Source organism: Escherichia sp. E10V5, from assembly GCF_004212315.1.
Taxonomy (GTDB): Bacteria; Pseudomonadota; Gammaproteobacteria; order Enterobacterales; family Enterobacteriaceae; genus Escherichia.
This window is the reverse complement of the sequence record NZ_RHJM01000049.1, coordinates 22300-37159: the sequence shown is the minus strand read 5'-3', so window position 1 is coordinate 37159 and position 14860 is coordinate 22300. Positions and strand designations below refer to the sequence as shown.

Genomic DNA, 14860 nt, shown 5'->3' with positions numbered 1-14860 from the left:
TTTTCCGCTGCATGAAATGCGTGATGATGTCGCATTTCAAATTATCAATGATGAATTATTTCTCGACGGTAACGCTCGTCAGAATCTGGCAACTTTTTGCCAGACCTGGGACGACGAAAATGTCCATAAATTGATGGACCTGTCGATCAATAAAAACTGGATCGACAAAGAAGAATATCCGCAATCCGCAGCCATCGACCTGCGCTGTGTAAATATGGTTGCTGACCTGTGGCACGCGCCTGCACCGAAAAACGGCCAGGCCGTTGGCACCAACACCATTGGTTCTTCCGAGGCCTGTATGCTCGGCGGGATGGCGATGAAATGGCGTTGGCGCAAGCGTATGGAAGCCGCAGGTAAGCCGACCGATAAACCAAACCTGGTCTGCGGTCCGGTGCAAATCTGCTGGCATAAATTTGCCCGCTACTGGGATGTCGAGCTGCGTGAGATCCCTATGCGTCCCGGCCAGCTATTCATGGATCCGAAACGCATGATTGAGGCCTGCGACGAAAACACCATCGGCGTGGTGCCGACTTTCGGCGTGACCTATACCGGTAACTATGAGTTCCCGCAACCGCTGCACGATGCACTGGATAAATTCCAGGCCGACACCGGTATCGACATCGACATGCACATCGACGCCGCCAGCGGTGGTTTCCTTGCGCCGTTCGTGGCGCCGGATATTGTCTGGGACTTCCGCCTGCCGCGCGTGAAATCGATCAGTGCTTCAGGCCATAAATTCGGTCTGGCTCCGCTGGGCTGCGGCTGGGTTATCTGGCGTGATGAAGAAGCGCTGCCGAAAGAACTGGTATTCAACGTTGACTATCTCGGCGGTCAGATTGGTACTTTCGCCATCAACTTCTCCCGTCCGGCAGGTCAGGTGATTGCGCAGTACTATGAATTCCTGCGCCTCGGTCGTGAAGGCTATACCAAAGTACAGAACGCCTCTTACCAGGTTGCTGCTTACCTGGCGGATGAAATCGCCAAACTGGGGCCGTATGAGTTCATCTGTACGGGTCGCCCGGATGAAGGTATCCCGGCGGTGTGCTTCAAACTGAAAGACGGGGAAAATCCAGGATATACCCTGTATGACCTCTCTGAACGTCTGCGTCTGCGCGGCTGGCAGGTTCCGGCATTTACCCTCGGCGGTGAAGCCACTGACATCGTGGTGATGCGCATTATGTGCCGCCGTGGCTTCGAAATGGACTTTGCTGAACTGTTGCTGGAAGACTACAAAGCCTCCCTGAAATACCTCAGCGATCACCCGAAACTGCAGGGTATTGCCCAGCAGAACAGCTTTAAACATACCTGATAACGTTTAAGCGGTAACGGTGTCCCGAAACGAACCCGTTTCGGGACAATTTCCGAAGTCTGTTCACTGGCATTAGCAACGGAAAAAATTGTTCTGAAAGCACTTCAGAGCAAAACAGGTGCGGTTCCACAGGACAACCGTTTTAGGGGGATAATATGGCTACATCAGTACAGATAGGTAAAGCTAAGCAGCTAACATTACTCGGGTTCTTCGCCATCACGGCGTCGATGGTAATGGCTGTTTATGAATACCCTACCTTCGCAACATCTGGCTTTTCATTGGTCTTCTTCCTGCTCTTAGGCGGGATTTTATGGTTTATTCCCGTTGGTCTTTGTGCTGCGGAAATGGCTACCGTGGACGGCTGGGAAGAAGGTGGCGTGTTCGCCTGGGTATCAAATACCCTGGGGCCGAAATGGGGATTCGCTGCAATCTCATTTGGCTATCTGCAAATCGCTATTGGCTTTATTCCAATGCTCTATTTCGTGTTAGGGGCGCTGTCCTACATTCTGAAATGGCCAGCACTGAATGAAGAGCCGGTAACGAAAACTATCGCGGCGCTGATTATTCTTTGGGCGCTGGCATTAACTCAGTTTGGCGGTACTAAATATACTGCCCGAATTGCGAAAGTGGGTTTCTTCGCGGGTATTCTACTGCCTGCATTTATTTTGATTGCATTAGCAGCGATTTATCTGCACTCCGGAGCACCGGTTGCTATCGAAATGGATGCCAAAACATTCTTCCCTGATTTCTCGAAAGTTGGCACTTTGGTTGTGTTTGTCGCCTTCATTTTGAGTTATATGGGGGTAGAAGCTTCCGCGACCCACGTCAATGAAATGAGCAACCCCGGGCGCGACTATCCACTGGCAATGTTACTACTGATGGTGGCAGCGATTTGCTTAAGTTCAGTAGGCGGTTTGTCCATTGCGATGGTGATTCCGGGTAATGAAATCAACCTCTCCGCAGGTGTAATGCAAACATTCACCGTGCTGATGTCTCATGTGGCACCGGAAATTGAGTGGACGGTTCGCGTTATCTCTGCCCTGCTGCTGCTGGGTGTTCTGGCGGAAATCGCCTCATGGATTGTTGGCCCTTCTCGTGGGATGTATGTCACCGCGCAGAAAAATCTACTGTCCGCCGCGTTCGCTAAAATGAACAAAAATGGTGTGCCGGTAACTCTGGTAATTTCCCAGCTGGTGATTACCTCTATCGCGTTGATCATCCTCACCAACACCGGTGGTGGTAACAACATGTCCTTCCTGATCGCACTGGCGCTGACGGTGGTGATTTATTTGTGTGCTTATTTCATGTTGTTTATTGGCTACATTGTGTTGGTTCTTAAACATCCTGACTTAAAACGCACATTTAATATCCCTGGTGGTAAAGGGGTGAAACTGGTCGTGGCTATTGTCGGTCTGCTGACTTCAATTATGGCGTTTATTGTTTCCTTCCTGCCGCCGGATAACATCCAGGGTGACTCTACCGATATGTATGTCGAATTACTGGTCGTTAGTTTCCTGGTGGTTCTTGCCCTGCCCTTTATTCTCTATGCCATTCATGACCGTAAAGGCAAAGCGAATACAGGTGTTACACTGGAGCCAATTAACAGCCAGAACGCGCCGAAAGGTCACTTCTTCCTGCATCCACGTGCTCGTTCACCGCACTATATTGTGATGAACGATAAGAAACACTAACCGTGTCTGAGTGGTAATAACACAAGGGAGCGAAAATTAATCGCTCCCTTTTGCGTACTTATTGCCGTATTGACTTGCCCCAGATAAGTACGAGAATAAGCGCACATCTGTTTACCGGAAATAAGCATATATGGATATCTGCTCCCGAACTGTGAAATCCGCGATTAAAAGGCCAGCGGCACTGGTTGCACTGGCTCTTTTACTGTGTAGTTGTAAAAGCACGCCTCCAGATTCAATAACGACACCACCAGCAGGCTCAAAACCACCAGCGACCGTACAACAATCGTCGCAACCTATGCGCGGTATCTGGTTGGCCACGGTGTCCCGCCTCGACTGGCCCCCCGTCTCCTCGGTTAACATCAGCAACCCCACCAGCCGGGTTCGCGTGCAACAGCAGGCGATGATCGACAAACTAGAAAACTTGCAACGACTGGGAATTAACACGGTCTTTTTCCAGGTGAAGCCCGACGGCACTGCCCTTTGGCCGTCGAAGATTTTGCCATGGTCTGATCTAATGACCGGCAAAATTGGTGAATATCCTGGTTACGATCCGCTGCAATTTATTCTCGACGAAGCCCATAAGCGTGGGATGAAAGTACATGCCTGGTTTAATCCCTACCGCGTGTCGGTTAATACGAAGCCCGGAACTATCAGGGAACTGAATAGCACCCTGTCTCAACAACCGGCCAGTGTCTATGTTCAACATCGCGACTGGATCAGGACGTCAGGTGACCGTTTTGTTCTCGACCCAGGGATCCCTGAAGTTCAGGACTGGATCACATCGATAGTTGCTGAAGTGGTTTCTCGTTATCCGGTAGATGGCGTGCAGTTTGACGACTATTTTTATACTGAATCGCCGGATTCACGGCTTAACGATAACGAGACATACCGCAAATACGGTGGTGCATTTGCGTCAAAAGCTGACTGGCGGCGCAACAATACCCAGCAGTTAATTGCTAAGGTGTCGCACACCATTAAAAGCATTAAGCCGGAAGTCGAATTTGGTGTAAGCCCTGCGGGCGTCTGGCGCAATCGCTCACACGATCCGCTCGGTTCTGATACGCGCGGGGCCGCAGCTTATGATGAATCCTACGCAGACACTCGTCGTTGGGTCGAACAAGGCTTACTGGATTATATAGCCCCGCAAATTTACTGGCCGTTCTCGCGTAGCGCAGCACGTTATGACGTGCTGGCAAAATGGTGGGCAGATGTCGTCAAACCAACCAAAACCCGTCTTTATATTGGTATCGCCTTCTATAAAGTCGGCGAACCTTCAAAGATAGAGCCAGACTGGATGGTTAACGGCGGCGTGCCAGAACTGAAAAAGCAGCTCGATCTTAACGACGCCGTGCCAGAAATTAGCGGCACGATTTTGTTCCGCGAAGACTATCTGAACAAGCCGCAAACTCAACAGGCAGTTAGCTATCTGCAAAGCCGCTGGGGAAGCTAAACGCCCTTTCTTACTTTGTGACACTGCCGGTGCTTTAAACACCGGCTTGTCATCAACAAAACACACTCAACTAATAATCAAATCAACTTAAGTCGAATTGTTATAATTCCCCTGATAAAAACGTATGAATATGAAAAACCATACGATATTAACCATCACCGAAAAATAATTACGATAGGCTATACTCTTCAGAAGACCAGTAGCGTAGATTAAAACTGTCATAAGTCACTTATTTCGTTTCAGTATATCTTCATATTTCAGGAGAATATGGTGCCATAAACCTGTCCAAACGAGTTGCGTTTCGTTTTTCAATTCCGTCTGCCTTTCCAGCCGTATAAGGGTATGAATTATGGAGATGTATTTTAAAAGAATGAAAGATGAGTGGACCGGATTAGTTGCCCAGGTCGACCCCCTCATTCGTAACAAAGCGGCAGAAATTGCCGTAACGCATGCTCATTACTTAAGTGTTGAGTTTTATCGAATTGTACGCACTGACCCGCATGCCGAAGAGTTTTTGAGTAACGAACAGGTCGAAAGGCAACTTAAAAGTGCGATGGAAACGTGGATTATCAATGTGCTCTCTGCACAAACGGACGATGTTGAAAGACTTATACAAATCCAACATACCGTAGCCGAAGTCCATGCTCGTATTGGCATTCCGGTAGAAATTGTCGAGATGGGTTTTCGCGTGCTGAAAAAAATCCTCTACCCGGTAATATTTTCCTCTGATTATTCACCTTCTGAAAAACTTCAGGTTTATCACTTTTCGATTAACAGTATCGACATAGCTATGGAAGTGATGACCAGAGCATTTACCTTTAGCGACAGTAGCGCGGCTAAAGAAGACGAGAACTATCGTATCTTCTCATTACTGGAAAACGCCGAAGAAGAAAAAGAACGACAAATAGCCTCATTACTTTCATGGGAAATAGATATTATTTATAAAGTCCTGTTGGATTCTGATTTAGGCAGCAGCTTACCGTTAAGTCAGGCTGATTTTGGCCTGTGGTTTAACCATAAAGGTCGCCATTATTTTAGTGGCATTGCTGAAGTTGGTCATATCTCTCGTCTTATTCAGGATTTCGACGGGATTTTTCATCAGGCAATGCTCAATGCCAAAAATTTGAGTAACAAAAGTCTGCGCGTGAAGTTTTTATTACAGATACGAAATACCGTATCGCAAATTATCACCTTACTGCGTGAACTCTTTGAAGAAGTCTCGCGTCATGAAGTAGGTATGGATGTACTGACGAAATTACTTAACCGCCGTTTCTTGCCGACTATCTTCAAACGTGAAATTGCCCATGCCAATCGGGCCGGTACACCATTGTCTGTTCTGATCATCGATGTAGATAAATTCAAAGAGATCAACGATACATGGGGACATAACACAGGCGATGAGATTTTACGTAAAGTCTCACAGGCGTTTTACGACAACGTACGTAGCAGTGACTATGTTTTTCGCTACGGTGGCGATGAATTTATCATAGTGCTGACTGAAGCTTCAGAAAATGACACTTTGCGTACCGCAGAGCGGATCCGCAGCCGGGTGGAAAAAACCAAACTGAAAGCCGCAAATGGCGAAGACATAACCCTTTCTTTGTCCATTGGCGCTGCCATGTTTAATGGGCATCCTGATTATGAACGCTTAATTCAAATAGCCGATGAAGCTCTGTATATCGCGAAAAGACGAGGTAGAAACCGTGTTGAACTCTGGAAAGCCAGTCTTTAGATGCTCCCGGATGCAGAGGTAATCATGAAGCTAACCGATGCAGAAAATGCCGCCGACGGCATTTTTTTTCCCGCCCTTGAGCAAAATATGATGGGCGCGGTGTTAATTAACGAAAATGACGAAGTAATGTTTTTTAATCCTGCGGCGGAGAAGCTCTGGGGGTATAAACGCGAAGAGGTGATAGGCAATAACATTGATATGCTGATTCCCCATAATTTGCGCCCTGCGCATCCAGAATATATTCGCCATAACCGCGAAGGCGGTAAAGCGCGGGTCGAAGGTATGAGCCGGGAATTGCAGCTGGAGAAAAAAGACGGCAGTAAAATCTGGACCCGTTTCGCGCTATCCAAAGTCACTGCCGAAGGGAAAATTTATTACCTGGCGCTGGTACGTGATGCCAGCGTAGAAATGGCACAGAAAGAACAGACCCGGCAGTTAATTATTGCCGTTGACCATCTCGACCGCCCGGTCATTGTGCTGGACCCGGAACGCCATATCGTGCAGTGCAATCGCGCGTTTACTGAAATGTTTGGTTACTGCATCAGCGAAGCCAGCGGTATGCAGCCCGATACTTTGCTTAACATACCTGAATACCCGGCAGATAATCGTATTCGCTTACAGCAACTGCTATGGAAAACAGCGCGTGATCAGGATGAATTTCTGTTGTTAACGCGCACAGGGGAAAAAATCTGGATCAAAGCTTCTATTAGCCCAGTTTATGATGTGCTGGCTAATCTGCAAAACCTGGTGATGACCTTCTCCGATATCACCGAAGAACGACAAATTCGTGAGCTTGAAGGCAATATACTCGCCGCGATGTGTAGCAGCCCGCCATTTCATGAAATGGGCGAAATCATCTGCCGGAATATTGAATCCATTCTTCATGAATCCCATGTGTCGTTGTATGCATTGCGTAATGGTATGCCGGTGCATTGGGCGTCGTCCTCTCATGGGACGGAAGTAAAGAATGCGCAAAGCTGGTCAGTCACCATTCGCCAGCGCGATGGCGCACCTGCCGGGATTCTGAAAATCAAAACAGCGTCCGGGGCGGTAACCAGCGCGTTTATCGAACGAGTGGCGGATATCAGCCAGCATATGGCCGCCCTGGCGCTGGAACAGGAAAAAAGTCGCCAGCATATTGAGCAGCTCATTCAGTTTGATCCGATGACCGGTTTGCCAAACCGCAATAACCTGCACAATTATCTCGATGGCCTGGTAGAAAATGCCGTCTCTCCGGTGGTGTATCTTATTGGCATTGACCATATTCAGGATGTCATCGACAGTCTGGGCTATGCGTGGGCCGATCAGGCGTTGCTGGAAGTGGTCAATCGCTTTCGCGAAAAGGTCAAACCTGACCAGTATCTCTGTCGTATTGAAGGTACACAGTTTGTCCTCATCAGCCCGGAAAACGACGTCAGTATCATTACCCAAATAGCTGATGAACTTCGTAACGTCGTCAATAAACCGGTCATGATTGACGATAAACCATTCCCGCTAACTTTAAGCATTGGTATCAGTTACGACGTTGGTAAAAACCGGGACTACCTGCTTTCGACTGCCCACAATGCGATGGATTTTATTCGCAAAAACGGCGGTAACGGCTGGCAATTCTTTAGCCCGATAATGAACGAAATGGTGAAAGAGCGTCTGATTCTCGGTGCGGCGCTGAAAGAAGCTATCAGCAACAACAAACTAAAACTGGTTTATCAGCCGCAGATCTTTGCGGAAACCGGTGAGCTGTATGGTATCGAAGCCCTCGCTCGCTGGTATGACCCACAGCATGGTCATGTTCCTCCTTCACGATTTATCCCCCTTGCTGAAGAGATTGGCGAAATCGAAAACATTGGTCGCTGGGTTATTGCTGAAGCCTGCCGCCAGTTAGCAGAATGGCGTAGCCAGAATATTCATATCCCAGCTTTATCCGTTAACTTGTCTGCGCTGCACTTTCGCAGCAATCAGCTACCCAATCAGGTGTCTGATGCAATGCAAGCCTGGGGTATTGACGGCCACCAGCTGACGGTGGAAATCACGGAAAGCATGATGATGGAACACGATACCGAAATCTTTAAGCGCATACAGATCCTGCGCGATATGGGCGTAGGTTTATCTGTCGATGATTTCGGCACTGGATTTTCTGGTTTATCCCGTTTAGTCAGTCTTCCGGTAACGGAAATCAAAATCGACAAAAGCTTTGTCGATCGTTGTCTGACCGAAAAACGCATCCGTGCCTTACTTGAAGCCATTACCAGCATTGGGCAAAGCCTCAATTTAACCGTCGTGGCGGAAGGCGTCGAAACCAAAGAACAATTTGAGATGCTACGCAAGATCCACTGTCGCGTTATTCAGGGCTATTTCTTTTCCCGCCCCCTGCCCGCCGAAGAAATTCCAGGCTGGATGAGCAGCGTGTTACCGCTGAAAATCTGACAATTTTCTCTCGCCCGCACTCGCGGGGTTTAATTTGACGTGACACTGTCACTTAAATACTGTGATTTCCGCTACGATTCCTGGAGATTCCTCCTTTAAGTCCCCCTCTTGCACCAAAACTGCACTACGCTGCACAAATGTTGATCAAAAGTTAAAAAATATAACTTTAAGCCAGCATTATGGCGCTTATCCCGGCATGGCATGAGATCTACATAAGCGGAAAGCGCAGCAATTTTTGTCTTATACAGGAACCGTTTATGTCGGATACCACCGAGCTGGTTGATTTAGCCGTTATCTTCCCTGAGCTGGAGATCGATTTGAAATACGCCTGTAGCGATAACATCACAGGCAAGCCGATTTATCAGCAAGCGCGTTGCCTGTTACACAAGGATGCGATTACCGCGCTGGCGAAAAGCATCAGTATCGCCCAACTGTCAGGCTTACAACTGGTGATTTACGACGCGTATCGCCCACAACAAGCACAGGCAATGTTGTGGCAAGCCTGCCCTGACCCGCAATATGTCGTTGATGTGGCCGTAGGCTCCAATCACAGCCGTGGCACGGCAATTGACCTGACGCTTCGTGATGAGCATGGTTTCATTCTGGATATGGGGGCCGGATTCGATGAAATGCACGAGCGCTCCCATGCCTGGCACCCTTCCGTACCGCCCGCAGCCCAGCGTAATCGCCTGTTGCTGAATGCGATTATGACTGGCGGTGGCTTTATTGGTATCTCCAGCGAATGGTGGCACTTCGAATTACCGCAGGCTGCAAGTTACCCGCTGCTCGCTGACCAGTTCGCCTGTTTTGCATCTCCTACTACACAGCACGCTAGTTAATCAGGAAACTGTCATGAAAAGATCGATATCATTTCGCCCTACACTGATCGCAATCGTCCTTGCCGCCATACTGCCGGTTGCTCACGCCGCCGTACCAAAAGATATGCTGGTGATTGGTAAGGCCGCCGACCCACAAACCCTCGACCCGGCAGTGACGATTGATAATAACGACTGGACCGTAACCTACCCATCTTATCAGCGACTGATACAGTACAAAACGGACGGTGATAAAGGCTCAACCGACGTTGAAGGCGATCTGGCAAGCAGCTGGAAAGCGTCTGAGTCTCAAAAAGAGTGGACGTTCACCCTGAAGGACAACGCAAAATTTGCCGATGGCACGCCGGTCACTGCCGAAGCTGTAAAACTCTCTTTTGAGCGGTTGCTGAAAATCGGCCAGGGGCCAGCGGAAGCATTTCCCAAAGATTTAAAAATTGACGCTCCTGACGAACATACGGTGAAGTTTACCCTTAGCCAACCATTCGCACCGTTCCTGTACACCCTGGCGAATGACGGTGCATCCATTATCAATCCGGCGGTCTTAAAGGAACACGCTGCGGATGATGCCCGCGGTTTCCTCGCGCAAAACACCGCCGGTTCCGGACCGTTTATGCTGAAAAGCTGGCAAAAAGGTCAGCAATTAGTTCTGGTGCCAAATCCGCATTACCCCGGCAATAAACCGAACTTCAAACGGGTATCGGTAAAAATTATTGGTGAAAGTGCCTCCCGTCGCCTGCAGCTCTCCCGTGGCGACATTGACATTGCCGATGCGCTGCCCGTGGATCAACTCAACGCACTGAAGCAGGAAAATAAAGTCAACGTGGCGGAGTATCCGTCACTACGCGTCACCTATCTGTATCTGAATAACAGCAAAGCGCCACTTAACCAGGCGGATCTGCGTCGGGCCATTTCCTGGTCTACCGATTATCAGGGCATGGTTAACGGCATTCTTAGTGGTAACGGGAAACAAATGCGCGGCCCGATTCCGGAAGGCATGTGGGGATACGATGCGACGGCAATGCAATATAGCCATGACGAAACGAAAGCCAAAGCCGAATGGGATAAAGTAGCGAGCAAACCCACCAGCCTGACGTTTCTCTATTCCGATAACGACCCGAACTGGGAACCGATCGCCCTGGCGACACAATCCAGTCTCAACAAGCTGGGCATCAATGTGAAGCTGGAAAAACTGGCAAACGCCACCATGCGCGACAGAGTGGGTAAAGGTGATTACGACATTGCGATTGGCAACTGGAGTCCGGATTTTGCCGACCCGTATATGTTTATGAATTACTGGTTTGAGTCAGACAAAAAAGGTCTGCCGGGTAACCGCTCGTTCTATGAAAACAGCGAGGTCGATAAGTTACTGCGCAATGCACTCGCGACCACCGACCAGATGCAGCGTACCCGGGACTACCAGCAGGCACAGAAAATCGTCATTGATGACGCTGCTTATGTGTATCTGTTCCAGAAAAACTACCAACTGGCGATGAACAAAGAAGTGAAAGGCTTCGTGTTTAATCCCATGCTGGAACAGGTCTTCAATATCAATACCATGAGTAAATAACGTGACCTTCTGGAGTATTTTACGCCAACGCTGCTGGGGGCTGGTGCTCGTGGTGGCGGGCGTCTGCGTGATTACGTTTATTATCTCGCACCTGATCCCCGGCGATCCGGCGCGGTTGCTGGCAGGCGACCGGGCCAGCGATGCTATCGTGGAAAATATTCGCCAACAACTGGGGCTCGACCAGCCGCTATACGTGCAGTTTTACCGCTACGTCAGCGATCTGTTTCATGGTGACCTGGGAACATCCATTCGTACCGGGCGTCCGGTGCTGGAAGAGTTGCGCATATTTTTCCCGGCGACGCTGGAACTGGCTTTTTGTTCCCTACTGCTGGCACTCCTGATTGGCATCCCGCTAGGCATACTCTCTGCCGTCTGGCGAAATCGCTGGTTGGATCATCTGGTGCGACTAATGGCAATTACCGGAATCTCCACACCTGCGTTCTGGCTTGGGCTGGGCGTCATTGTGCTGTTTTATGGTCATCTGCAAATTCTTCCAGGTGGCGGAAGGCTTGATGACTGGCTGGATCCGCCAACACATGTAACCGGCTTTTATCTGCTCGATGCGCTGCTTGAAGGAAACGGTGAAGTCTTCTTCAATGCGCTGCAACATCTCATCTTACCGGCGTTAACCCTGGCGTTCGTTCACCTGGGAATTGTCGCCCGACAAATTCGCTCGGCGATGCTGGAACAATTGAGTGAAGACTACATTCGTACCGCCCGGGCCAGCGGCTTGCCCGGCTGGTATATCGTTTTATGTTATGCGCTACCCAATGCGTTGATCCCCTCGATTACCGTTTTGGGGCTGGCGCTGGGTGATTTGCTGTATGGCGCCGTGCTCACCGAAACCGTTTTTGCCTGGCCCGGAATGGGCGCCTGGGTAGTGACATCAATACAGGCGCTCGATTTCCCGGCAGTGATGGGCTTTGCGGTCGAGGTTTCGTTTGCTTATGTGCTGGTGAACCTGGTGGTGGATTTGCTCTATTTGTGGATTGATCCGCGTATCGGACGCGGAGGTGATGAATGATGCTAAGCGAGGAAACACCCGTAGTACGTCCGCAAAAACGAACGAGATTTAACCTTGCAAAACTGTTATGGATGCTGAAAGGCAGTCCGCTTACCGTGACCGGCGCAGTCATCATTGTATTAGTGTTACTGATGATGGTTTTATCACCATGGCTGGCGACGCATGATCCCAACGCCATTGATTTAACTACCCGCCTTTTGCCGCCTTCTGCGGCGCACTGGTTTGGCACCGATGAAGTGGGACGCGATCTGTTTAGCCGCGTACTGGTCGGTAGCCAGCAATCTGTTCTCGCCGGATTAGTGGTGGTCGCTATTGCTGGCATTATTGGTTCGCTGCTCGGCTGTCTTTCAGGCGTGCTGGGCGGGCGCGCAGACGCCATCATCATGCGCATTATGGACATTATGCTGTCGATTCCTTCGCTGGTACTGACGATGGCGCTGGCTGCCGCTCTCGGGCCGAGTTTGTTTAACGCCATGCTGGCGATTGCTATTGTGCGTATCCCGTTTTATGTACGCCTGGCGCGGGGGCAAACATTAGTTGTCCGCCAGTACACTTACGTTCAGGCGGCGAAAACCTTTGGCGCGTCACGCTGGCATCTGATCAACTGGCATATTTTACGTAACTCCCTGCCGCCGCTGATTGTGCAGGCATCGCTGGATATTGGTAGCGCGATTTTAATGGCCGCCACGTTGGGATTTATTGGTCTGGGTGCTCAACAACCGAGTGCTGAATGGGGCGCGATGGTGGCGAATGGTCGCAACTATGTACTCGATCAGTGGTGGTATTGTGCATTTCCGGGGGCAGCGATTTTGATTACTGCCGTCGGGTTTAATCTCTTTGGCGATGGTATTCGCGATCTGCTTGACCCGAAAGCAGGAGGAAAGCAGTCATGACCCAACCCGTTCTGGATATTCAACAACTGCATCTGAGTTTCCCCGGTTTTAACGGCGACGTTCACGCGCTCAACAATGTGTCATTGCAAATCAACCGCGGGGAGATTGTCGGTCTGGTGGGAGAATCCGGCTCAGGTAAATCAGTCACCGCAATGTTGATTATGCGACTACTGCCGGTAGGCAGTTATCGCGTGCATCAAGGCCAGATTTTACTGCTGGGAGAAGATGTTCTTAACGCTGGGGAAAAACAGCTTCGTCAGTGGCGTGGTTCTCGGGTAGCGATGATTTTTCAGGAACCGATGACCGCCCTCAATCCGACACGTCGAATAGGTCTTCAGATGATGGACGTGATCCGTCATCATCAACCATTAAGTCGTCGGGAAGCCAGAACTAAAGCGATTGCTTTGCTGGAAGAGATGCAAATCCCGGATGCGGCAGAAGTGATGTCGCGCTATCCGTTTGAACTTTCAGGTGGTATGCGCCAGCGGGTAATGATTGCGCTGGCATTCTCCTGCGAGCCGCAATTGATTATTGCCGACGAACCGACCACGGCGCTGGACGTCACTGTACAGTTGCAGGTATTGCGCCTGCTTAAACATAAAGCCCGCGCCAGCGGAACTGCGGTGCTGTTCATTAGCCATGATATGGCCGTGGTGTCGCAACTGTGCGATAGCGTCTATGTGATGTATGCCGGAAGCGTAATTGAAAGCGGCGTGACGGCAGACGTTATCCATCTTCCCCGGCATCCGTATGCCATTGGTTTGCTGCAATGCGCACCGGAACATGGAATACCGCGTCAGCCCTTACCCGCCATCTCAGGGACGGTGCCAAATCTCACCCGTTTGCCTGACGGCTGTGCTTTTCGCGATCGTTGCTATGCGGCAGGTGCACAGTGTGAAAACGTCCCGGCGCTGACAGCGTGTGGTGACAACAACCACCGCTGCGCCTGTTGGTATCCGCAGCAGGAGGTCATCAGTGTCTGACACGTTATTAACGTTACGCGACGTCCATATCGATTTCCCTGCCCGCAAAAACTGGCTTGGCAGAACTACCGAGTTTGTTCATGCCATTAATGGCATAGACTTGCAGATCCGCCGTGGTGAAACCTTAGGGATCGTCGGAGAATCCGGCTGTGGCAAAAGTACCCTTGCGCAGTTGCTGATGGGTATGCTGCAACCGAGTCACGGGCAGTGCACTCGTTCAGGATCACAGCGCAAAATGCAGATGGTATTTCAGGACCCGCTCTCTTCTCTCAATCCTCGCTTACCGGTGTGGCGCATCATCACGGAACCGGTATGGATTGCAAACCGCGGTAGTGAGCTACAGCGGCGGGCGCTGGCAGAGGAACTGGCTGTACAGGTGGGGATTCGACCGGAGTATCTCGACCGCCTGCCTCATGCGTTCTCTGGCGGGCAGCGACAACGCATCGCCATTGCCAGAGCACTCTCTTCGCAACCGGATGTGATGGTGCTTGATGAACCCACCTCGGCGCTGGATATCTCCGTGCAGGCGCAGATCCTCAATTTACTGGTAGCGCTACAGGAAAATCGCGGGCTGACCTATGTGCTGATTTCACACAATGTCTCAGTGATTCGTCATATGAGCGATCGGGTGGCGGTGATGTATCTCGGGCAGATTGTGGAACTGGGCGACGCTCAGCAGGTGCTCTCTACTCCGGCACATCCGTACACCCGATTATTGCTGGATTCCCTCCCCGCCATTGATAAGCCGCTGGAGGAGGAATGGGCATTGCGTAAAACAGAACTACCAGGAAACCGCACGCTGCCACAGGGCTGTTTTTTCCGCGAACGCTGCCCTCTGGCAACCAGTGGATGTGAAGTCCGGCAATCATTAACGACGCGGGCTGACGGACGTGAGATCAGGTGCTGGCGGGCACTGTAGAGATGCTAACAACGCATCAGGCAATCACGCGC

The 14860-nt window shown here is 50.3% G+C and carries 11 protein-coding genes; all 11 read left to right on the top strand.

The window, feature by feature from the left end:
- Positions 1-1309, top strand: a 1309-nt coding sequence (locus D9738_RS24165) for a glutamate decarboxylase (protein WP_130261370.1), incomplete at its 5' end; no start/stop codon positions are given.
- A gap of 155 nt (positions 1310-1464) precedes the next feature.
- Positions 1465-3000: an acid resistance gamma-aminobutyrate antiporter GadC gene (gene gadC, locus D9738_RS24160; RefSeq protein WP_130261369.1), complete on the top strand. Its 1536-nt coding sequence runs from the start codon at positions 1465-1467 to the stop codon at positions 2998-3000.
- A 130-nt stretch (positions 3001-3130) separates the two neighbouring features.
- Entirely contained in the window at positions 3131-4450 is a 1320-nt protein-coding gene (locus D9738_RS24155) for a glycoside hydrolase family 10 protein (protein ID WP_130261368.1), read from the top strand.
- 349 nt (positions 4451-4799) lie between these two features.
- Positions 4800-6182 (top strand): diguanylate cyclase DosC, encoded by a 1383-nt coding sequence (dosC, locus tag D9738_RS24150; RefSeq protein ID WP_130217557.1) that lies wholly within the window; start codon positions 4800-4802, stop codon positions 6180-6182.
- A 24-nt stretch (positions 6183-6206) separates the two neighbouring features.
- On the top strand, positions 6207-8606 hold the full coding sequence (dosP, locus tag D9738_RS24145) for an oxygen-sensing cyclic-di-GMP phosphodiesterase DosP (RefSeq protein WP_130261367.1): 2400 nt from the start codon (positions 6207-6209) through the stop codon (positions 8604-8606).
- Positions 8607-8863: 257 nt separating this feature from the next.
- On the top strand, positions 8864-9445 hold the full coding sequence (gene ddpX, locus D9738_RS24140) for a D-alanyl-D-alanine dipeptidase (RefSeq protein WP_130210479.1): 582 nt from the start codon (positions 8864-8866) through the stop codon (positions 9443-9445).
- A 13-nt stretch (positions 9446-9458) separates the two neighbouring features.
- On the top strand, positions 9459-11009 hold the full coding sequence (locus D9738_RS24135; RefSeq protein ID WP_130261366.1) for an ABC transporter substrate-binding protein: 1551 nt from the start codon (positions 9459-9461) through the stop codon (positions 11007-11009).
- Between the two features lies 1 nt (position 11010).
- Positions 11011-12033, top strand: coding sequence for an ABC transporter permease (locus D9738_RS24130; protein WP_130261365.1), 1023 nt, complete (start codon positions 11011-11013; stop codon positions 12031-12033).
- On the top strand, positions 12030-12926 hold the full coding sequence (gene ddpC / locus D9738_RS24125) for a D,D-dipeptide ABC transporter permease (RefSeq protein ID WP_130210485.1): 897 nt from the start codon (positions 12030-12032) through the stop codon (positions 12924-12926). Before D9738_RS24130 ends, ddpC begins: the two co-directional genes overlap by 4 nt.
- The gene (locus tag D9738_RS24120) at positions 12923-13909 is read left to right on the top strand and encodes an ABC transporter ATP-binding protein (RefSeq protein WP_130210487.1); all 987 of its coding nucleotides are present in this window, start codon (positions 12923-12925) and stop codon (positions 13907-13909) included. The genes ddpC and D9738_RS24120 overlap by 4 nt, the downstream gene beginning before the upstream one ends.
- Complete coding sequence (locus D9738_RS24115) at positions 13902-14828, top strand: ABC transporter ATP-binding protein (protein ID WP_130261364.1); 927 nt, start codon at positions 13902-13904, stop codon at positions 14826-14828. Before D9738_RS24120 ends, D9738_RS24115 begins: the two co-directional genes overlap by 8 nt.
- Positions 14829-14860: the final 32 nt, after the last annotated feature.

Bases quoted from the DNA above. Each gene is read 5' to 3' on its own strand.
- dosP (WP_130261367.1), top strand. From the start codon at position 6,207: ATGAAGCTAACCGATGCAGAAAATGCCGCCGACGGCATTTTTTTTCCC.
- D9738_RS24135 (WP_130261366.1), top strand. From the start codon at position 9,459: ATGAAAAGATCGATATCATTTCGCCCTACACTGATCGCAATCGTCCTT.
- D9738_RS24155 (WP_130261368.1), top strand. From the start codon at position 3,131: ATGGATATCTGCTCCCGAACTGTGAAATCCGCGATTAAAAGGCCAGCG.
- ddpC (WP_130210485.1), top strand. From the start codon at position 12,030: ATGATGCTAAGCGAGGAAACACCCGTAGTACGTCCGCAAAAACGAACG.
- gadC (WP_130261369.1), top strand. From the start codon at position 1,465: ATGGCTACATCAGTACAGATAGGTAAAGCTAAGCAGCTAACATTACTC.
- ddpX (WP_130210479.1), top strand. From the start codon at position 8,864: ATGTCGGATACCACCGAGCTGGTTGATTTAGCCGTTATCTTCCCTGAG.
- D9738_RS24120 (WP_130210487.1), top strand. From the start codon at position 12,923: ATGACCCAACCCGTTCTGGATATTCAACAACTGCATCTGAGTTTCCCC.
- dosC (WP_130217557.1), top strand. From the start codon at position 4,800: ATGGAGATGTATTTTAAAAGAATGAAAGATGAGTGGACCGGATTAGTT.